18 protein-coding genes are annotated in these 18,417 nt (G+C 66.5%); 10 read left to right on the forward strand and 8 right to left on the reverse strand.

Going from position 1 to position 18,417, the window contains the following annotated elements:
- Positions 1–144 precede the first annotated feature (144 nt).
- The 5 genes from ACQR0W_RS12270 (at position 145) to ACQR0W_RS12290 (ending at position 5,194) form a co-directional block, all read left to right on the forward strand.
- Entirely contained in the window at positions 145–333 is a 189-nt protein-coding gene (locus ACQR0W_RS12270) for a hypothetical protein (RefSeq protein WP_316186946.1), read from the forward strand.
- A 233-nt stretch (positions 334–566) separates the two neighbouring features.
- Positions 567–1,787: an LL-diaminopimelate aminotransferase gene (locus tag ACQR0W_RS12275; protein WP_315712121.1), complete on the forward strand. Its 1,221-nt coding sequence runs from the start codon at positions 567–569 to the stop codon at positions 1,785–1,787.
- A 39-nt stretch (positions 1,788–1,826) separates the two neighbouring features.
- On the forward strand, positions 1,827–3,146 hold the full coding sequence (locus ACQR0W_RS12280) for a homoserine dehydrogenase (protein ID WP_315712119.1): 1,320 nt from the start codon (positions 1,827–1,829) through the stop codon (positions 3,144–3,146).
- Between the two features lie 203 nt (positions 3,147–3,349).
- Positions 3,350–4,351, forward strand: coding sequence for a class II fructose-bisphosphatase (glpX, locus tag ACQR0W_RS12285; RefSeq protein ID WP_315712118.1), 1,002 nt, complete (start codon positions 3,350–3,352; stop codon positions 4,349–4,351).
- 123 nt (positions 4,352–4,474) lie between these two features.
- Positions 4,475–5,194 (forward strand): haloacid dehalogenase type II, encoded by a 720-nt coding sequence (locus ACQR0W_RS12290; protein ID WP_316170483.1) that lies wholly within the window; start codon positions 4,475–4,477, stop codon positions 5,192–5,194.
- A gap of 10 nt (positions 5,195–5,204) precedes the next feature.
- Here ACQR0W_RS12290 and ACQR0W_RS12295 read toward each other — a convergent pair whose 3' ends face one another.
- The gene (locus ACQR0W_RS12295; RefSeq protein ID WP_316170484.1) at positions 5,205–6,293 is read right to left on the reverse strand and encodes a methyl-accepting chemotaxis protein; all 1,089 of its coding nucleotides are present in this window, start codon (positions 6,291–6,293) and stop codon (positions 5,205–5,207) included.
- A 308-nt stretch (positions 6,294–6,601) separates the two neighbouring features.
- Between ACQR0W_RS12295 and recJ the strand changes: the two genes are divergently transcribed.
- Together recJ and ACQR0W_RS12305 are read left to right on the forward strand one after the other, a co-directional pair.
- A complete protein-coding gene (recJ, locus tag ACQR0W_RS12300; protein WP_315826890.1) occupies positions 6,602–8,443 on the forward strand; it encodes a single-stranded-DNA-specific exonuclease RecJ in 1,842 nt (613 codons plus the stop codon).
- An 869-nt stretch (positions 8,444–9,312) separates the two neighbouring features.
- Positions 9,313–10,320 carry a serine hydrolase domain-containing protein gene (locus ACQR0W_RS12305; protein WP_315712112.1) on the forward strand — a complete coding sequence of 336 codons (1,008 nt, stop codon included), beginning with the start codon at positions 9,313–9,315 and terminating at the stop codon, positions 10,318–10,320.
- Positions 10,321–10,473: 153 nt separating this feature from the next.
- Here the strand turns inward: ACQR0W_RS12305 and ACQR0W_RS12310 are convergent, their stop codons facing one another.
- Complete coding sequence (locus tag ACQR0W_RS12310; protein ID WP_315751655.1) at positions 10,474–10,875, reverse strand: hypothetical protein; 402 nt, start codon at positions 10,873–10,875, stop codon at positions 10,474–10,476.
- Positions 10,876–11,155: 280 nt separating this feature from the next.
- Between ACQR0W_RS12310 and ACQR0W_RS12315 the strand changes: the two genes are divergently transcribed.
- Entirely contained in the window at positions 11,156–11,953 is a 798-nt protein-coding gene (locus tag ACQR0W_RS12315) for an NYN domain-containing protein (RefSeq protein WP_315751654.1), read from the forward strand.
- A gap of 54 nt (positions 11,954–12,007) precedes the next feature.
- Here the strand turns inward: ACQR0W_RS12315 and ACQR0W_RS12320 are convergent, their stop codons facing one another.
- The 4 genes from ACQR0W_RS12320 to ACQR0W_RS12335 all read right to left on the reverse strand — a co-directional run bounded on the left by ACQR0W_RS12320 (position 12,008) and on the right by ACQR0W_RS12335 (position 15,601).
- Positions 12,008–12,586, reverse strand: coding sequence for a hypothetical protein (locus ACQR0W_RS12320; protein ID WP_316170485.1), 579 nt, complete (start codon positions 12,584–12,586; stop codon positions 12,008–12,010).
- A 317-nt stretch (positions 12,587–12,903) separates the two neighbouring features.
- A complete protein-coding gene (locus tag ACQR0W_RS12325) occupies positions 12,904–13,674 on the reverse strand; it encodes a DUF6968 family protein (RefSeq protein WP_316170486.1) in 771 nt (256 codons plus the stop codon).
- A gap of 91 nt (positions 13,675–13,765) precedes the next feature.
- Positions 13,766–14,986, reverse strand: coding sequence for a lytic murein transglycosylase (locus tag ACQR0W_RS12330; RefSeq protein WP_316170487.1), 1,221 nt, complete (start codon positions 14,984–14,986; stop codon positions 13,766–13,768).
- A 60-nt stretch (positions 14,987–15,046) separates the two neighbouring features.
- Entirely contained in the window at positions 15,047–15,601 is a 555-nt protein-coding gene (locus tag ACQR0W_RS12335) for a MarR family winged helix-turn-helix transcriptional regulator (protein WP_316170488.1), read from the reverse strand.
- A 54-nt stretch (positions 15,602–15,655) separates the two neighbouring features.
- On the opposite strand from ACQR0W_RS12335, the gene ACQR0W_RS12340 reads away from it, so the two are divergent.
- On the forward strand, positions 15,656–16,126 hold the full coding sequence (locus ACQR0W_RS12340; protein ID WP_316170489.1) for a carboxymuconolactone decarboxylase family protein: 471 nt from the start codon (positions 15,656–15,658) through the stop codon (positions 16,124–16,126).
- 59 nt (positions 16,127–16,185) lie between these two features.
- On the forward strand, positions 16,186–16,368 hold the full coding sequence (locus tag ACQR0W_RS12345; protein WP_315712101.1) for a hypothetical protein: 183 nt from the start codon (positions 16,186–16,188) through the stop codon (positions 16,366–16,368).
- A gap of 87 nt (positions 16,369–16,455) precedes the next feature.
- Here ACQR0W_RS12345 and ACQR0W_RS12350 read toward each other — a convergent pair whose 3' ends face one another.
- Both ACQR0W_RS12350 and ACQR0W_RS12355 read right to left on the reverse strand, forming a co-directional pair.
- Positions 16,456–16,719, reverse strand: a complete 264-nt coding sequence (locus ACQR0W_RS12350) for a hypothetical protein (protein WP_315712100.1) — start codon at positions 16,717–16,719, stop codon at positions 16,456–16,458.
- A gap of 61 nt (positions 16,720–16,780) precedes the next feature.
- On the reverse strand, positions 16,781–18,397 hold the full coding sequence (locus ACQR0W_RS12355; protein WP_316170490.1) for a M23 family peptidase: 1,617 nt from the start codon (positions 18,395–18,397) through the stop codon (positions 16,781–16,783).
- Positions 18,398–18,417: the final 20 nt, after the last annotated feature.

Consider the following 18,417-nt stretch of genomic DNA (forward strand, 5'->3'; position numbering starts at 1 on the left):
CCGTCGACTGGAAGTTGGGGGCTGAGGGACGTGCGCGTGGGGACGCAGGGGCGAGGCTGGAGTTCGGGACGGCGCGCCCTTGTTGCGGGGCTCGTTGTGTTCGGCGCGCTCACGCTTGCCGGGTGCTCCAGTCCAATCGCGGACATGCCTTCGCTCGACGCGGATGCGGTCGCCCGACCCAGGGAGCCGGGCGGGTATCTGCCCGTCAACGACGTGCCGCGCGACCGCGATGCGCCGATCATCTCGCCGCAGGAGCGCGACAAGATCGAAAAGGAGCTGCTCGCGGCGCGCGACCGCCAGGCCTCGGCGGGCACCAGCACCAGGCCCAAATGATCGGCCAGGGACAGGGGCTGGGCGATCGGCCGCCCGGAGCGGCGTAATTGTCTGGCGCGGCGCGGCGGCCATGATAAAACAACCGGAATCAACACCTCCGCGTGTCGTTGCCAGCCAAGCCGCGAGCCCGTGCTAAGCTCCTGATCCAGCACCGGTTTCAAGGGATGGCGTGCGCCGCCGCAGCGCCAGCTCTGCTGGCGAATCCGCCCCCGGTTGCCGGAGCCGAGAGACCCATGGAAGATTTCTATCGCATCCGCCGTCTGCCGCCTTACGTGTTCGAGCAGGTCAACCGGGCCAAGGCGGCCGCGCGGAACGCCGGGGCCGACATCATCGATCTCGGCATGGGCAATCCGGATCTGCCGGCGCCGCCGCACGTGCTGGAGAAGCTCAGAGAGACCCTGGGCAAGCCGCGGACCGACCGCTATTCGGCCTCGCGCGGCATCGTCGGACTGCGCCGGGCGCAGGCAGCCTATTACGATCGCCGTTTCGGGGTGAAGCTCAATCCCGACACCCAGATCGTGGCGACGCTCGGCTCCAAGGAAGGCTTTGCCAACGTCGCGCAGGCGATCACCGCGCCGGGCGACGTCATTCTCTGCCCGAATCCGAGCTATCCGATCCATGCCTTCGGCTTCCTGATGGCGGGCGGCGTGATCCGGTCGGTGCCGTCCGAGCCGACGCCGCAGTTCTTCGAGGCGGCCGAGCGCGCGATCATTCATTCCATCCCGAAGCCGCTTGCGCTGATCGTCTGCTATCCGAGCAACCCGACCGCCTATGTCGCGAGCCTCGACTTCTATCGCGACCTCGTCGCATTCGCGAAGAAGCACGAGATCCTGATCCTGTCGGACCTCGCTTATGCCGAGGTGTATTTCGACGACAAGAACCCGCCGCCGTCGGTGCTGCAGGTGCCTGGCGCGATGGATGTCGCGGTCGAGTTCACCTCGATGTCGAAGACCTATTCGATGGCCGGCTGGCGCATGGGCTTTGCCGTCGGCAACGAGCGCATCATCGCGGCGCTGGCGCGCGTGAAATCCTATCTCGACTACGGCGCGTTCACGCCGGTGCAGGTCGCGGCCACGGCTGCCCTGAACGGTCCCGACGACTGCATTCGCGAGATGCGCGACGTCTACCGCAAGCGCCGCGACACGCTGGTCGAGGCGTTCGGCCGGGCCGGCTGGGAGATTCCGTCGCCGGAGGCGTCGATGTTCGCCTGGGCGCCTTTGCCAGAGAAGTTCAAGAGCCTCGGCAGCATGCAGTTCGCGACGCTCATGGTCGAGAAGTCCGGCGTCGCGGTGTCGCCGGGCGTCGGCTTCGGCGAGCATGGCGAAGGCTATGTCCGCATCGCGATGGTCGAGAACGAGCAGCGCATCCGGCAGGCCGCGCGCGGCGTCCGCCGCTTCCTTGAAAGCGGGATCGAAACGTTGCACAACGTCGTTCCCATCGCCAACCGGCGCTGAGCCCTCCCGTACTTTCTTTTCGACAGGTTCTTTGATTCCATGGTCGCACCCCTGAGAGTGGGCATCGCGGGCCTCGGCACCGTGGGTGTCGAGGTCGTTCGTCTCATCGAGCGTGAGGGACGCGTGCTCACCGAACGCACAGGGCGCCCGGTGAAGGTCGTCGCCGTGACGGCGCGGTCGAAGGCCAAGAAGCGCGGCATCGATCTGTCCGGGATCAAATGGGCCAAGGATCCGATCGCGCTGGCGAGTGATCCCGAAATCGACTGCCTGGTCGAGCTGATGGGCGGCGCCGGCGATCCCGCGCTGTCGGCGATCGACACCGCTCTCAAGGCCGGCAAGTCGGTGGTGACGGCCAACAAGGCGCTGATCGCCAAGCACGGCCTGAAGCTCGCCAAGGCGGCCGAGAAGCATGGCGGTGCGCTGAACTTCGAAGCCGCCGTCGGCGCGGCCATTCCGGTGGTCAAGACCCTGCGCGAAGGACTCACCGGCACCGGCATCAGCCGCGTCTATGGCATCCTCAACGGCACCTGCAACTACATCCTGACTCGGATGGAGCAGGAGGGGCTGTCGTTCGACGAATGTCTGAAGGACGCCCAGCGTCTCGGCTATGCCGAGGCCGATCCGTCGTTCGACATCCATGGCCACGACACCGCGCAGAAGCTCGCGATCCTGGCGAGCCTCGCCTTCGGCACCCAGGTGGCGCAGAACTCGGTCTATGTCGAAGGCATCTCCTCGATCGCGCCGGAGGACCTGCGCGCGGCGGCGGAGCTCGGCTACCGCGTCAAGCTGCTTGGCGTTGCCGTGCGCACCGCCAAGGGCATCGAGCAGCGGGTGCACCCGACGATGGTGCCGAAATCCTCCTCGATCGCCCAGGTGATGGGCGTCACCAACGCGGTCACGATCGACGGCGACGGTATCCCGCCGATCACGCTGGTCGGTCCGGGAGCAGGGGGCGCCGCGACGGCGTCCGCTGTCGTTGCCGACATTGCCGACGTTGCGCGCGGCATCCGCGCCGCGCCGTTCGGGCGTCCGGTCGACAGGCTGCAGGCGACCGAGAAGGCACCCATGGAGCGGCACGAGGGTGGCTATTACATCCGCCTGATGGCGCGTGACCACGCGGGCACGGCCGCGACCATCGCCACCCGGCTCGCCGAGCAGAAGATCTCGATCGAATCGATCGTGCAGCGCCATCCCAATGGCAGCGAGCCGGCGAAGACGGCCGGCAAGTCTGCGCCGGTGCCGGTCATCCTGATCACCTATGCGACACACGAGGACGCCGTGCATCGCGCGCTCCAGGCGGTGCAGCGCGACAAGGTCATCAGCGGCAAGCCGCAGGTGATCCGGATCGAGAAGAACTAGCGCATGATGCCAGGGAACCACTTGTCCCTGCTCAAACAAACGCGTGGCGTTTGGTATAGGTTCATGCTCAAACCGGAGAATAGACAGGCGGAGAGCGGCCGTTCGTGCCGACCGCCTGACCCGGATGCCGCCCAGGGGGGGCGGCGTGCGAGCGGTAGATTTTGATGGCGGATGTCCGCCTTGACGTCTTGAGGAGTTGATCGATGTCGACGCAGATTTCTGTCCCGCAACAATTGCTGCTCGAGCGCATCCTGACGCTGGAGCTGGTGCGCGTGACCGAACGGGCGGCGGTGTCGGCGGCGCGGTTGCGCGGCCACGGCCAGGAAAAGCCGGCCGACCAGGCGGCCGTGGATGCGATGCGCCGCGAGCTCAACAAGCTGCCGATCGAGGGCACGGTCGTGATCGGCGAGGGCGAGCGTGACGAGGCGCCCATGCTCTATATCGGCGAGAAGGTCGGCCTCAATGCCGGGCCCAAGGTCGACATCGCGGTCGACCCGCTCGAGGGGACGACCTTGTGCGCCAAGAACATGCCGGGCGCGATCGCGACCATGGCGATGGCCGATGGCGGCACGCTGCTGCATGCCCCCGACGTCTACATGCAGAAGATCGCGGTCGGCCCCGGCTACGCCAAGGGCGTCGTCGACATCGACGCAACGCCGGCCGACAACGTGCGCCGGCTCGCCAAGGCCAAGGGCGTCGAGCCCGGCGCGATCACGGTGCTGGTGCTCGACCGTCCGCGCCACGCCGACATCATTCAGGGCGTCCGCTCGACCGGCGCTGCGGTGCGCCTGATCACTGACGGCGACGTCGCCGGCGTGATCCACTGTGCCGATCCCGACAACACCGGCGTTGACATGTATCTCGGCACCGGCGGCGCGCCGGAAGGCGTGCTGGCCGCGGTGGCGCTGCGCTGCATTGGCGGCCAGATGCAGTGCCGCCTGATCCTCGACACCGAGGAGAAGCGCGAGCGCGCCCACAAGATGGGCGTCGGCGATCCCAAGATGATCTACGGCATCGAGGACATGGCCCGCGGCGACTGTCTGTTCGCGGCCACCGGCGTCACCACCGGCTCGCTGCTCTCCGGCGTCAAGTTCCGCAAGGACGGCGTGATCGAGACCGAGACCGTCGTGATGCGCTCGGTCACCGGCACGGTGCGCTACATCCGCGCGGAGCATCGCCAGTTGGCGAAGTTCCACCTCGACTGATCCAGCACAGTCGTTCCGGGGCACGCGGAGCGTGACCCCGGAATCTCGAGATCGTGGCGCGAAATTCCGGGTCTGCGCGCTGTGCGCGGATCCCGGAATGACGAAATTGGAGAGCGGCTCAGCATGCCCGACCTGTCCATGGTCAAGGCGCTGGTGTTCGATGTGTTCGGCACCGTCGTCGACTGGCGCACCAGCCTGATCAACGACTTCACCGCGTGGTCGAAGACCCGCGGCATCCAGGGCGACTGGACCGCGCTGGTCGATGGCTGGCGCGGGCTCTATGTCGGCTCGATGGACGAGGTCCGCAGGCATCCGGAGCGCGGCTACGTCATCCTCGACGTGCTGCACCGGCGCTCGCTGGAGACGCTCGTCGCCCAGCTCGGCATCACCGGCTTGACCGAAGCCGATCTCGATCATCTCACCCGTGGCTGGCACCGGCTGCATCCGTGGGCCGACAGCGTCGCCGGGCTGACCCGGCTGAAGTCCAAATACATCATCGCGCCGCTCTCCAACGGCAACGTCGCACTGCTCACCAACATGGCGAAGTTCGCGGGTCTGCCGTGGGACCTCGTTCTCTCCGCCGAGCTGTTCCAGCACTACAAGCCCGACCCCGAGACCTATCTCGGCGCCGCGCGTCTGCTCGGTCTTGCGCCCGGCGAGGTGATGATGGTCGCCGCGCACAACAATGATCTCGAGGCGGCGCAACGCTACGGACTGAAGACCGCCTTCGTCGCCCGCCCCACCGAATACGGCCCGCTGCAGAGCCGCGACTTCGACGCCACCGGCGCCTGGGACATCGTCGCCGATGATTTCAACGGCATCGCCGACCGGCTCGGCTGCTGATCCTCCTGCCTCACGCACCCGACACGATCACGCCGTACCAGCCGAGACCCTTGTAGGTCTCGTAGCCGGGCGTAGCGTGGAACGCGACCATGCGCCCGGAGATGTCCTGATAGAAGCCGCTGCGTTTGCCATCGAGCTTCAGCGACACCCGCTCGCTGAGAATGCCCTGGCCGTCCGAGGACGCGATGACGCGCAGATTCGAATCCACCAGCAGCACGCGGGCCTTGTCGCTTTCGCTGACACGGACGCCCTGGACGATCGCGCGCGCCTGAGCCTCCCAGTCGAAATGAATGGCGAGCACGCCGAGCGGCTTGCCATGCGCCTTGCCGTCCTCGCGCACCGAGGCGCAATAGGTCGCGACCTGGGCGTTGCCGAGCAGCGGCTGGCACTCGACGTCGCCGGCGACGTAGTCGTCGCCCGAGCGCAAGCCCCGCGCCTCGCGAAACCATTTGGTGTCGGCCACGCTCTGGCCGACGACGTTGAAGCGGTCGGCGCGGCCGTTGGCGATCACCTTGCCGCTCGGATCGCACAGCCACAGATCGAGATAGACGGTGTAGGCGGAGAGAATCACCGCGAGCCGTTCGGAGACGTGCGTGACGCGGGCGGTATCGGGCGCGGCGGCGCAATCGACCACGGCGGAGTCGGTCGCCCACCAGCGGACGTCGCAGGTCCGCTCATAGAGATTGCGGTCGATCAGTTCGATCGCGTTCAGCGCCAGATCGACCATGCGCTCGCCGCGGGCGCGTTCGGTCATGCGCTCGATCGAGCTCTTCAGATTGCCGGTGCGCGTCGTGAGCTGGCCCTCCAGCTCGCGCGCGATGGTCTCGACGAGTTGGCCGACGGCGCGCACCTCCTGGGCCACCACGGCGAAGCCTGCGCCTTGCGCGCCCACCCGCGAGCTCTCGATCAGCGCGTTCAGCGCCAGCATCTTCATCTGGTTGGTGATCTGTTGGATCGATTTGGTCTTCTCGCAGGCGATCTGATTGACCTCGCCGGTGAGCCGCGCGATCAGCGCCGAGACGTCGGTCTCGTCATCCTTGGGAGTCGTTTGTGCCGGAGCGGCGGAGGGCTGCGTCTTCAACTCGGGCGCGGTCAGCATCGGCAATGAACTCCATGTTGCCGCGCCTCCTGGTCGGCACGAAGAGGGCGGACAAATCGGACGTAATAATTGATTGAAATGTTACGGAGTTCGCCTAATGGCTGTTTAATGCACTCCATCGAACGCAGCTCTAATTTTAGGCAACCAGCCGTATATGGCGGCATTTCCCTGATTTCCTGTGAGTTCCGCCAAGTTCTGGGACGATTCTGGTGGGTTTCATGGATGGAACCTGCTGAGGCAGGCCAGTTGCTGTAGATTCGACTGCGTCCATTTCGAATCGCTGCGCTGCAAGCGAGGCCCCGCGCATCATGGCACCATCCGCCCTTGCACTGCCCCTGAGCGCCCCGCAGGCGTTCCTGGGCGTGCGGCTGTCGCTGACCAACAAATTGTGGCGCGACCGGCTGGATGCGCGCGGCGCGGCGCGCGCGCTTGCGATGGTGCAGCGCTATCAGTTGCCCGAGATGCTGGCGCGCGTGCTCGCCGGGCGTGACGTCGAGATCGATGCGGTCAACGACTTCCTCGATCCGACCATCCGCAAGCTGATGCCGGATCCGTTCACGGTGACGCAGATGGAGGCGGCGGCGCAGCGCATTGCCGACGCCGCGGTCAAGGGCGAGAAGGTCGCGATCTTCGGCGACTACGATGTCGACGGCGCGACCTCGGCGGCGCTGCTCGCCTGGCATCTGCGCCATTGCGGGCTCGATCCGCTGATCCACATTCCCGACCGCATCTTCGAAGGCTACGGCCCGAACGTCGACGCCATCCGGGCGCTCGCCGGCAAGGGCGCGACGCTGCTCGTGACGGTCGACTGCGGCACCACCAGCCTCGAGCCGCTGGCGGAGGCGCGGCGGCTCGGCATGTCCGTGGTGGTGATCGATCACCATCAATGCGGCGAGGAGCTGCCGGAGGTCGAGGCGCTGGTCAATCCGAACCGGCCGGATGATCTTTCCGGCCTCGGCTATCTCGCCGCGGTCGGGCTGACGCTGGTCACGCTGGTTGCGGTCAATCGCGAGCTGCGCGGCCGCGGCTTCTGGAGCAGCACGCGCCCGGAGCCGGATCTGCTCAGCATGCTGCATCACGTCGCGCTCGGCACCGTCGCCGACGTCGCGCCGCTGATCGCGCTCAACCGCGCCTTCGTCGCCAAGGGCCTGATCGCGATGCGCCGGCGCGACCATGTCGGGCACACCGCGCTGATGGATGTCGCCCGGCTCAACGGTCCGCCCGAAGCCTGGCATCTCGGCTTCATGCTGGGACCGCGCATCAATGCCGGCGGGCGCATCGGCCGCGCCGATCTCGGCGTGCGCCTGCTCCTGGAAAGCGATATCTCCGAAGCCGCGCGCATCGCCGCCGAGCTCGATCGGCTCAACAGCGAGCGCCGGATCATCGAGCAGCAGGCCGAAGCGCAGGCCGAAGCGGAGGCGCTGGCCTCGCTCGGGCTGGAGGACAAGGGCGCCGTCATCGTGACCGCATCCGAAGGCTGGCATCCCGGCGTGGTCGGGCTGGTCGCATCCAGGCTCAAGGAAAAGTTTGCCCGGCCGGCGTTTGCGATCGCGCTCGAGCCGGGCGGCATCGGCACCGGGTCGGGCCGCTCGATTCCGGGCGTCGATCTTGGCAAGGCCGTCCGCCACGCCGTGGAGCAGGGCATCCTGATGAAGGGCGGCGGGCACGCGATGGCCGCCGGCGTCACCTTGCGCAAGGAGCGGTTGGCCGAGTTTCGCGCCTTTCTCGAAAGCGCGCTCGCCGCCGACGTCGCCGACGCACGTCACGTCAACGAGATCCTGATCGACGGCGCCATCAGCGCGCGCGCCGCGACACCCGAGCTGGTCGCGACGCTCAATCGCGCCGGTCCCTTCGGCAGCGGCAATCCCGAGCCCATCGTGGCGCTGCCGTCGCATCAGCTGGTTTACGCCGACGAGGTCGGGCAGGCGCATCTCAAGCTGCGCTTCAAATCCGGCGACGGCGCCGCCGTGAATGCGATCGCATTCCGCAGCGTGGGCCAGAAGCTCGGCAACGCCCTGGTTCAGCATCGCGGCCAGATCCTGCACGTCGCCGGCACCCTCACCGTCGACCGCTACCAGGGTGTCGAGCGCGTGCAACTGCGCGTGCTCGATGTCGCCGTGCCGGACCATGGGCCGGCGATGATCAGGTAGAGCAACATCGACGAGTCGTCCCGGACAAGCTGCGTGCGTCGTCGAAGCGCCGATCCTGACCCATATGCCGCAGCCGTTGTTGTGAGAACGAGATGCCCACCTCGATCGTGCCTCGAACTGCTCCCGGTAGGTATGGGTCCCGGCGCGGAGGCCGGGACGACATCGGAGTATGACGGCCGTCGCGCTTCCCATAATGCGCGCATGATTTCACATCCCGCCGCGCCATCGCGCCCGAGTGATGCATCGTCAAGGACCCTCCCGATGAAAGAGGGCGCAGGGAATGCCGGGTGAAGGCCTCACCCATGGCCCGCCTGCAAACAAAAAGCAGGCGGCAGTCACCACAGGCAAAGCCGTTTCAACCGGCATTCCCTGCGCGGAGGTCTTAACGCTTGTACGCGATCTCCCCGGTGTCCGGCTTGTTAGCCACCGTCGCCCCCGGGATCATCATCTCCCAAGAGCTTGGCGCCAGCATCGGGGCGCCAGGACCACGCGATTTCACGTCCGCAACCTGCCGTTCGTCCGCGTACATCGAGCACGCTGCAACACGATCGCGGCCACCGCATCCCGCCCTCCACGTTCATGACGATCGCGAAACGTCCCTCTCATGAGGACGGGATGCGGATGTTATTTCCGATTTTCGGAACAAAAGCAAGCGGAAAGTTTGAGGGCGGGGCTGGCTGCGGCGGCCATCTGGCTGATGCTGCGGGTGAAAATAAAAAAATTGCAACGGGGCATGTTGCGTCATCGAGCGGTGGAGATCCGCGGCCATGCAGACAGAGACATCGATGGCCGGTGACCTCTGTACCGTCCGTCGGTCTTGCTCTAGCATTCTCGACATCGGTTTTGTCGAGACGGGAATGAACGTGCCAATGCGACGTCCGCTTGCCGTGCTGGCAATCCTTGCGATGGGTTGGTCCTGGGCTCAGGCCGAGCCGGGACTGCATTGGCGGACGGCAAGCCCGGACGAGACGCCCTGGTCTGCACCGATCGCACGCGAGGTGCAGGAGTTTGCGGTCGAACAGAAGCCGACAGCGATCATGGTCGTGAGGGACGACGACATTGTTGCCTCGTTCGGCGATCTCGGTGCGAAGGTCAATGTCCGGTCCGTGCGCAAGAGTCTGCTCAGCGCGTTGTATGGCATCGCCGTCGAAGCCGGCCGGATCAACCTCGACAGCACGCTTGCCGCGCTCGAGATCGACGACGTTCCGCCGGGGCTTTCGCCGGCCGAGCAGACCGCGACGGTGCGTCAGCTACTGATGGCGCGCTCCGGGGTCTATCATCTCGCGTCCTATGAGACGGGGCAGATGAAGCAGAGGCGGCCGGCGCGCGAGAGCCATCCGCCGGGCAGTTTCTGGTACTACAACAACTGGGATTTCAACGCGCTCGGCACGATCTATCGGCAGTCCGTCGACGACGTGTTCGCAAGCTTCGACAGACGGATCGGCCGGCCGATCGGGATGGAGGATTTCTCCGCCGCAGACGGCGTGTACGTGAAGGAAGCCTCCTCGTCGCATCCGGCCTATGTGTTTCGGATGAGCGCGCGAGACCTGGCGAGGTTTGGCCTGCTGTTCCTGAACGGCGGACGCTGGAATGGGGCTCAACTGATCCCGCCGACATGGGTGACGGAATCGACCAGCCGTCTCTCGGACACCGAGCAGCCCGGACGGGGTTACGGCTATCTCTGGTGGACCTTCAGCAGCGTCCGATCCGGCATCAGCGGCTATTTTGCCTCCGGCTACGGCGGACAGCAGATCGTGGTCGTTCCCTCGAAGCACCTGGTGGTCGTCGAGCTGGTCGATCTGGCCGTGAATCGGACAGGCGTCCGAACGCAGCGCTTCCTCGATCTCGTCGGCAAGATCAGCGCGTCGGTTCCTTGAGCAGGACGTCGATGGCCCTGGCGATCAACCTCCGATGCGATTGATTGCGTCGTGTTTCCGCCGGTGCGGATCGTGGCCGAACGCAAGCTGCCGCTGGCGACCGCGTAGGCGTTCGGTTCCCAGGGGAAAGGATGACGTCAATCGCGTCGGATGCTAGCGCCAGGACGGCTTCGGCAGATGATCGGGACTGAATTTTGCCGTCGGCCGGGGCGCGGGCGGAGATGGGGCGTCGTCGGACGCCGAGAACAGCAGCAACGCCTCGAACGGCACGTCGGGTGCTTCCGCGGCATAACCGGTGCACGTGACGGGCGTGCCTCTGCAGCATCCTTCGAGGCTGAGCGTCAGCTCGTCCGGGCCGAACAACGACGGCTGTCCCGGGGCATGGCGCTTCGTCTTGATGATGGCGGTGAAACGATCGCCATGGGCCTCGTAGCTTCCGGCATAGCTCAGCACGGTGTCGCCGCCGCACACCTTGCCGCCCACCAGCTCGACGATCCCGGTTCCCTGGCCTTTGGGGGTCCTGAACCAGGCCGAATAAGTGCCTTCCTTGATCATCTGCCGCAGATCCCATCGTTGGGTGGGCGCATCGTTGTGCGACCCAAATTAAGGGAAGGTGAAAACGATCGCCAGAACAGGCCGGGAACCCGGAATTTGTTCGTATACGAATGGTGGGGGGCGCAGCAGCGCATATCTCTGTGGCCTCTGCACGCCGCGCCTCGCGTGGCCGCGCCCTGTCGCGCATCGCGAGTCGCGTCATTCGCCTCAAGAAAATCATTCGAATGGACGTCGGCCCGCGTATAAGGAATGAGACCAAGGCCTACTCAAGGACCATCTGATGCCGTCCGAACCCCGCTCGCCGCGTCTGGCCGTCCTGATCGACGCCGACAATGCCTCCGCCAAGATCGTCGACGGGCTGTTCGAGGAGATCGCCAAGATCGGCGAGGCGAGCGTGCGCCGGATCTATGGCGACTTCTCCAGCCCGCGCTCGAGGCCGTGGGCCGATACGCTGGCGCGCCACGCGATCGTGCCGCAGCAGCAGTTCGCCTACACGACCGGCAAGAACGCCTCCGACATCACGCTGGTGATCGATGCGATGGACCTGTTGCATAGCGGACGCTTCGACGGCTTCTGCCTGGTGTCGTCCGACAGCGACTTCACCCGGCTGGCGGCGCGCATCCGCGAGCAGGGCATCGACGTGTTCGGCTTCGGCGAGCAGAAGACGCCGGAGAGCTTTCGGCAGGCCTGCCGCAGGTTCATCTACACGGAGAATTTGCGCAGCGACGCGGCGAGCAGCAAGGACGCGGACAGCGCTGCGGCGCCGAAGTCGCTGCTGCCGATCAGCGCGGCGACGCCGATGATCAAGAAGGTCATCACGCAGATGGAGAGCGAGGACGGCTGGGTCGCGCTCGGCGAGGTCGGCAAGCAGCTCTCCAACCTGGTCTCCGACTTCGATCCGCGCACCTATGGCTGCCGCAAGCTCAGCGACCTCGTGCGCAAGACGGGCGGCTTCGAGATCGAGGAACAGTCCAAGGGCGGCGGCTCGGTGCGCATCCGCGTGAAGGCGGCGAGCGCGTCGCAGCCCAAGGCGCGGGCGTCGAGGTCCGGCCACCGCGAGGCGACGGCCAAATCGTGATCCAGTCGGTGGCAGCGTGTCGTGGTCGGAGAGAACTTGCGAGCGGCCACGAACTCAAGAGTACATTCGGCGGTGCACGGCCGCGAACATCACTCCTATGCGCGTATCGCCAGGTCGGAACATGAATCCGACGACAACGATAAGCAGCAACATTGAGCCTACAACGATCAGGGCGACGCCATAAGACTCCGCGCCGGAGTCGGCCTGATGTTTGGAATTTGACGCTGCGGGTATGGAGGCGGGGAGGCTCTGGGGTAGAGACACTGGACCAACTTGCGCGACATCGATCCACCGCGCTGACCAGTTGGATCTGGTCATCGTCGTCTCGGGCGGGTCGTCTGATTCAGTGCTCGGCTCAAACGGCCGGGCGGCGGCCAACATTTCCGATCGCGCGTCGCGCCAATGCGGCGGCTGCTCCTTCTGCAGCTTGCGCTCGGCAGTTTGGCGTTCAACTCTCGCTATGTGGCGGCGCCTCGTCATTGGTGTGGCGTCCCAACAGTGGTTTGAGCCATGCCAGTAAATATGCACCGAACCGAAGTGATGACGCGCCTCGCTCTTGTTCATACACGAAGGAGACGCTTGCGATGGAGACGTCATGGTTGCCATGACGATGAGGATCAACGCGACACGCATGGCGTCGCTCCGTTGTTAGTTGATGTACACACGCATACTGATAAACATGCCGTCAGATGCTCGAAATCAGATCAAAAGAATGGGTAAATTGTGTCCAGTTGGACAATACGACTGTCCTATGAAGTTTGAGTTCCCATGGTGTAGTTCACGGAACCTACAAACAATCCCCGCAATTCGTATTCGCCGCCCAGAGCTAGGGCACCGAAGTCTAGCCGGCGTGTGGGCGGCCAAGGTGTGACCGTGGCCGCAATCGAGGAGGCCCTCAGCCCTCCGTCATCGCGAACAATGACCAGTGGTCGTCGTACTCCGCGCCGTCGCTACGGCCGGGCCTCCGTCGTGAGCTTGTCGTGCATGTCGCGATGGACCTCTTGCTTCGCCTCGGGCGGACAGAACGAGATGAAGGGAAGATTGGCGTCTCCCGCCGGTGCGCCGTCCACGGCATCGGCCAGGTGATGCTCGTGCTTCTCCAGATGGACGCAGGTCCGGTAAAGGCCCAGATACAAGGCCTGGAACGAATCCACGCCGGAGATGGCCATTTCGAACGGGTTGCCCAAGCCGCGAATTTCAATGTCACAGTACCAGGATCTCGGTCCGGCCCGTCTGGGCGCGGACAGTCTGGCGACGACGGCGGTGTCCGTCGTCACATCGCGCAGCACACGCTCGGCGACGACCTCGGTCAATTTCGTCTCGGGTACATTTTCCGGCGGCACCGACGGGATCGGACCAGGCAGGGCGTCGAGCAGCTCGCGGTCGCGCTCGGTGATGAAGCGCAAAGCCTCGGTCCGCGTTTGCGGAAAGCAGCAGTCTGCGATCAGCGGGACGTCGACGTCACCGGGGTCTCCATTGAGGAAGGCGAGGCTCCCCTCGTCCTCCGTAAGCAGCCTGCAGAGGAGTTTCAGCCCCAGACACAGCGACTGAAACGAGTCGACACCGCTGATCCACTTGTCGACGGGGCTCTCCAGCCCCTCGATGGCAATCCTGCAGCGCCACTCGAAGTCGTCGACCCGTTCGGGCGCGAACACCCGCGCGGCGACATCGTTGCCTGTCGCCACATTCCGGTAGGTGCGCTCGGCCACGATCATCGTCATTGCTCACTCCGGTCGATAGGTTCCTGATCCCGATGAATTCGTGCGGCGAGCGGTAAGCACGTATGCGCGATCCGACCCGCGCGGACGGCCGTCAGCCGCCTTGCCGCAGCTTCGCCAGCACCTTGAGCCCGCCATAGCCGTCGGCCGGCTGGAGGCCGGCCTTGGCCTGGAAGTCGCGGATCGCTTTCATGGTGTCGTTGCCGACGCGGCCGTCGGTGCCGCCGGTGTCGAAGCCGGCTGCGGTCAGGCGCTTCTGCATCTCCTGCACCTCGGCCAAGGTCAGCGCGCGCTCGGAGCCGGGGAAGGGCTGCAGGAACGGCGGTGCCCCCAGGATGCGGTCGCCGAGATGGCAGATCGCGAGCGCGTAGCTCATGGCCGGATTGTAGGATTTCACCGAGTAGAAGTTCGGGCCGAGCAGGAAGGCGGGGCCGCCTGCGACCGGGATCCAGAGCTGCGCTGACGCATTGGGCTGCGGGAACGGCTGGCCGTCGGCGCGGGTGACGCCGGCCGCCTGCCACGCCGCATAGCTGCGACTGCCAGACATGTTGCCGGGCGCGCGCACCTCGTAGCCCCAGTGCTCGCCGCGGTGATATTTGCCGCGGTTGACGAGATAGCGCGCGGTCGAGCCGAGCGCGTCGTCGGGCCGGCCGAACGGGTTGATCTTGCCGTCGCCATCATAGTCGAAGCCGACATTGAGCCAGACCTCGGGCATCCATTGCGTGTGACCCATGGCGCCGGCCCAGGAGCCGCGCATCTCCTCCGACGTGCTCCAGCCGCGGTCGACGATCTTCAGCGCATTGGTGAGCTCGGTCTCCCAATAGGCCTTGCGCCGCGGCTCGTTCCAGGCGAGCGCGGCGAGCGCCGGAAACACCGGGCGCATGTGGTTCTGCTGCACCAGGGGATCGCCGAACGCGGACTCGACGCCCCACAGCGCGAGAAGCGTGCCGCGCTCGACGCCGAAATCCTTCTCGATGCGCGCGAACAGCGCCTCGTTCTTCTGCAGCGCGATCTTGCCGTTGATGACGCGCCAGTCGGAGACGCGACGGTTGATGTATTGCCAGAGCTGCTCCTTGAACTCCGGCTGGTTGCGCATCTCCTTGAACACGGTCATGTCGGGCTCGAGCCGTGCCATGACGCGGGTCCAGGTGGCCTGCGAGATGCCCTTGGCAAGCGCGCGGGCGCGAAAGCCGTCGCGCCAGGTCTCGAATTCGGCTGGGGCAGCCGCCGCTGGCAGCGCGGGGACGAGCAGCGCGGCAGCGCCAAAGCCGGAGCGGAGCAAGGCGCGGCGGGTCATGGAATCGGGCTGGGTCATGGCGCCAGTCTACCCGGTCAGGGCGGGGCGCGGCAAAGCCTTGGGAGCGGCGGGAACCCGCTAGGCGCCGTGGAGGTCGGCGGCGACGTGCGCCAGCCAGCGGCGGATGGTCGCGAGCTCGCTCCGTTTCAAGCCGCGGGCCAGCCTGCGCTCGATGATGGTGGCCTGCCGGCGCGCCTTGGCCAGCAGCGCCAGCCCGCGGCGCGTCAGGCTCCATCGCAGCATCCGACCGTGGACGGGATGCGGCGTCCGCTCGATGGCGCCGTCGCGTTCGAGATTGCCGATGATCACGTTGACGGTCTGCGGCGTCAGCAGCGCGACGCGGGCGAGGTCGGCGCCGGACTGCCCGGGATAGGCCTTCAGCATCGTCAGCACCACGAATTGCGGATGCGTCAGCCCGGTCGCGATGAGCGCGCGGTCGAGCGACAACCGCGCCGCGGCCTGCGCCTGGCGCAGCAGATAGGCAAGGTAGCCGTCCTCGCCGCGCTTGCCCTCGCCGGGCGATGGCGGGCGGGCCGCCGTCCTGGGTCGAGTCTGGGTTTGACTCCTGGGCCGACGCGCGGGGCCGGCCTTTCGCGGCGCTCGCGCGGTCGTCAATTCCGGTGCCTTGCGCATATCATCAGAGCCCTGATAAGTTGTCAGACATCTGATAACACGAGAAACAGGCCCATGTCACATGCGCGAAGCGAGTACACCGCATTCCGGAGCCAGGCGCCGGAGCTTTACGATGCCATCCTTGCGATGAGTCAGCAGGCGGCGAAGGCCGGCCTCGACAAGCAGTTGCTCGAACTCGTCAAGATCAGGGCGTCGCAGATCAACGGCTGCGCATTCTGCGTGCAGCATCATGTGCTGCTGGCCGAGAAGCTCGGCGTGTCCGCCGACAAGATCAATCTCGTCGTGGTGTGGCGCGAGGCGCCGCAATTCTCGGCCCGCGAGCGCGCGGCGCTGGCGTTCACCGAGGCGCTGACCACGCTGCAGGGCGGCGTCAGCGACGAGGTCTATGCTCAGGCCCGGGCCGAATTCTCGGAAACGGAGCTGGTGTTCCTGACGTCGGCGATCGGCGTGATCAATCTCTGGAATCGCTATGGCGTCGCCTTCCGCTGGACGCCGGCGGAGCGGCCGGTGCGGGCGGCCTCGTGAGTTGTCCGGAACCGCAGCACGGCCCGGCGGGTTATACGCGGGAGGCAGAGGAGGCGCGCATGACCGGGACGGACGAACCGCTCAAGCCGGAGGATTTTCCGCTGGAAGCCGACAAGGAGCGCGTGCAGCGCCAGGACGGCAAGCCGATCGCAACGACGAAGAACGAGGCGATGGCGCAAGAGATTGCGGATCGTCTCAACGCCGAGGAGCACCGCCGCGAAGAGGACAAGTGGTCGGCATGACTTCTTGCTCCTTGGCCGTCTCCTTGGAGTTGCAAGAGACACATGCCGCTTGCAGTCAGCTCGAACTGATCAGCAAGGGGGCTGCGCTCAAAACGGATTCGCCGGCTGCGCCCGCTGGGGACCTTCCGGCTTCGGCTCGACCGCGAGGCTGGGGTCGGTCGGCATCACGCGCGCGCCGGCGGCGCGGGCGACCTGGCCGGTCATCGAATGCCGTGCCGCCTCGGCGGACTTGATTTCCGGCGGATGCCAGCGGTCGCGCACCAGCATCGTCAGCGCGCCCACGCAGAGCAGCGCAATCGCGGTTGAAACGAGCGCGGGTCCGGCTCTGCGATGCGGGTTGGCTGTCATCATCTGCGATCCTCCTGACCAGACAACCCGGAGCGGTGGGTCTCGGTTCCGGGCCCGCCGGCGATCAGTTCCGGTCGCGCCCTGCGGCGGCGTCGGCCGCTGGTCCGAGCGGTGACGATCCGAGTGCGCCGGTCGTCGACGGCGGCGACGCGGCGATCTCCTCCAGCCCGACCTCGCGGCCGCGGCCGCCGATCAGGCGCTCATAGGCTGTGATCAGCGTCACGTAGGGATTGACCCAGATCCAGCCGTCGCGCGTGAATAACTGGACGTCGAAATGCAGATGGCGCGTGGTGCCGTTGGGATGGTCGAGATAGTTCGAGACCACGCCGATCGGCTCGCCCTCGCGAAGGCTGCGGCCGTTGAGCAGGCCGTCGGCATCCATCGCCGCGGGATTCATGTGCATGTAGCGGAAGCGGATGTGCTCGGTGCCGCTGTTGACCTGCACCGTCACCGCCTGCTGCCGGGTCGAGCGGATCACGACGCCGTCGCGCACGGCGAGCACGCGCTGCCGCCACGGGTTGCAGCCGTCCGCGCCGTCGCGGCGCACCGGGCAGGCGCCCGGCCTGAGATCCTGGCCCTGATGGCCGAAGCCGCTGGCGCACTGCCCGACGTTGAAGCTGCGCGCCTCGCAGAAATTGTCGCGCCAGGGATACTGGCTCCATGGCTGGTCGAATTTGTCGCTCGCGCGCCGGCGGCCGAACGACTGCGAATGCACATAGGCCGGCGCATCCAGCGGATAGCGGATCTGCGAATAGACGGTGCGGTCGGCCCGCCCGCTCCGGCCGCGTCCGCCGCTGTTGGCGACGATGTCGCCGACAGGCCGATAGGTGAAATCGGCATCCAGCGTGAGCGGGCGCTCGGCGGCGAGCGGCGCGATCTCCGGCGGGATTCGCGACGGCTGTCCGCCGGCGATGCGCAGCGCCTTGAGAAAGCGTTCGGCGATGGGATAGGCCTCGCGGCAGGCGAGCCGGCGCGGCCGCGGCGCGCTGTCCAGGCACTGGATCGAGACCACGTAGGGCACGCCGAAGCGCGTGAAGGCGTAGCGGACATAGCCCTCGCGGATGAAGCGGCGCAGATCGGGATATTGCGCTGACAGCGCCTTGACGCCTTCGCCCTTGCCGCCGGCGGGATCGGCGACATCGTAGGTGAGGAGCGAGCCGGTGATCTGGATCTCGACCGGCTTGGCGAAGACGCGCGGCGGCAGGCCGGAGGCCGTCTCCGGCGGCAGCGAGAACACGGCGTCGTAGCCGGACGGGCCGGCATCGAACAGGTCGGTCTGGAAGTCGGCCTGATAGCGCGGCAGATCGCGCGCCGCGATGGCGGCGCTGCGGCGCGCAGCGAGATAGGACGCGGCGTCGAACGGCAGCAAAACGGGGACCGGACTGCGTCCGATCCCCGTGAAGATGGTCGAGGTCACGCCGTTGAGCTGGATCAGCGCGGGCCTGCGCCGCGCATCGCCGGCCGAAACGCTGCTCCGGTGCGCGGACAGAGCGAAGTCGGCAGCGACCTCGGGCGCCGCGTTGAGTTCGGAGCGGAGCTGCTCCAGCGCCGCGCGCCAGTCGGCGCGGTTGATGGTGAGGGCGGGCGGAGCAAAGTCATCGGCCGCGCGCGTCGTGGACGGCGCGGCCAGCGTGATGATCGCCGCCAGGGCGGCGATGAGTGTGATGACCCGTGCCCCCAAATCCCCCCGCGCCCCCCGGC

It is taken from the genome of Bradyrhizobium sp. HKCCYLRH1034, from assembly GCF_051168375.1.
Taxonomy (GTDB): domain Bacteria; phylum Pseudomonadota; class Alphaproteobacteria; order Rhizobiales; family Xanthobacteraceae; genus Bradyrhizobium.

Bases quoted from the DNA above. Each gene is read 5' to 3' on its own strand.
- recJ (WP_315826890.1), top strand. From the start codon at position 6,602: ATGGCACCATCCGCCCTTGCACTGCCCCTGAGCGCCCCGCAGGCGTTC.
- ACQR0W_RS12320 (WP_316170485.1), bottom strand. From the start codon at position 12,586: ATGCGTGTCGCGTTGATCCTCATCGTCATGGCAACCATGACGTCTCCA.
- ACQR0W_RS12340 (WP_316170489.1), top strand. From the start codon at position 15,656: ATGTCACATGCGCGAAGCGAGTACACCGCATTCCGGAGCCAGGCGCCG.
- ACQR0W_RS12295 (WP_316170484.1), bottom strand. From the start codon at position 6,293: ATGCTGACCGCGCCCGAGTTGAAGACGCAGCCCTCCGCCGCTCCGGCA.
- glpX (WP_315712118.1), top strand. From the start codon at position 3,350: ATGTCGACGCAGATTTCTGTCCCGCAACAATTGCTGCTCGAGCGCATC.
- ACQR0W_RS12275 (WP_315712121.1), top strand. From the start codon at position 567: ATGGAAGATTTCTATCGCATCCGCCGTCTGCCGCCTTACGTGTTCGAG.
- ACQR0W_RS12310 (WP_315751655.1), bottom strand. From the start codon at position 10,875: ATGATCAAGGAAGGCACTTATTCGGCCTGGTTCAGGACCCCCAAAGGC.
- ACQR0W_RS12330 (WP_316170487.1), bottom strand. From the start codon at position 14,986: ATGACCCAGCCCGATTCCATGACCCGCCGCGCCTTGCTCCGCTCCGGC.
- ACQR0W_RS12325 (WP_316170486.1), bottom strand. From the start codon at position 13,674: ATGACGATGATCGTGGCCGAGCGCACCTACCGGAATGTGGCGACAGGC.
- ACQR0W_RS12290 (WP_316170483.1), top strand. From the start codon at position 4,475: ATGCCCGACCTGTCCATGGTCAAGGCGCTGGTGTTCGATGTGTTCGGC.
- ACQR0W_RS12345 (WP_315712101.1), top strand. From the start codon at position 16,186: ATGACCGGGACGGACGAACCGCTCAAGCCGGAGGATTTTCCGCTGGAA.
- ACQR0W_RS12270 (WP_316186946.1), top strand. From the start codon at position 145: ATGCCTTCGCTCGACGCGGATGCGGTCGCCCGACCCAGGGAGCCGGGC.
- ACQR0W_RS12315 (WP_315751654.1), top strand. From the start codon at position 11,156: ATGCCGTCCGAACCCCGCTCGCCGCGTCTGGCCGTCCTGATCGACGCC.
- ACQR0W_RS12335 (WP_316170488.1), bottom strand. From the start codon at position 15,601: ATGCGCAAGGCACCGGAATTGACGACCGCGCGAGCGCCGCGAAAGGCC.
- ACQR0W_RS12305 (WP_315712112.1), top strand. From the start codon at position 9,313: ATGCGACGTCCGCTTGCCGTGCTGGCAATCCTTGCGATGGGTTGGTCC.
- ACQR0W_RS12280 (WP_315712119.1), top strand. From the start codon at position 1,827: ATGGTCGCACCCCTGAGAGTGGGCATCGCGGGCCTCGGCACCGTGGGT.
- ACQR0W_RS12350 (WP_315712100.1), bottom strand. From the start codon at position 16,719: ATGATGACAGCCAACCCGCATCGCAGAGCCGGACCCGCGCTCGTTTCA.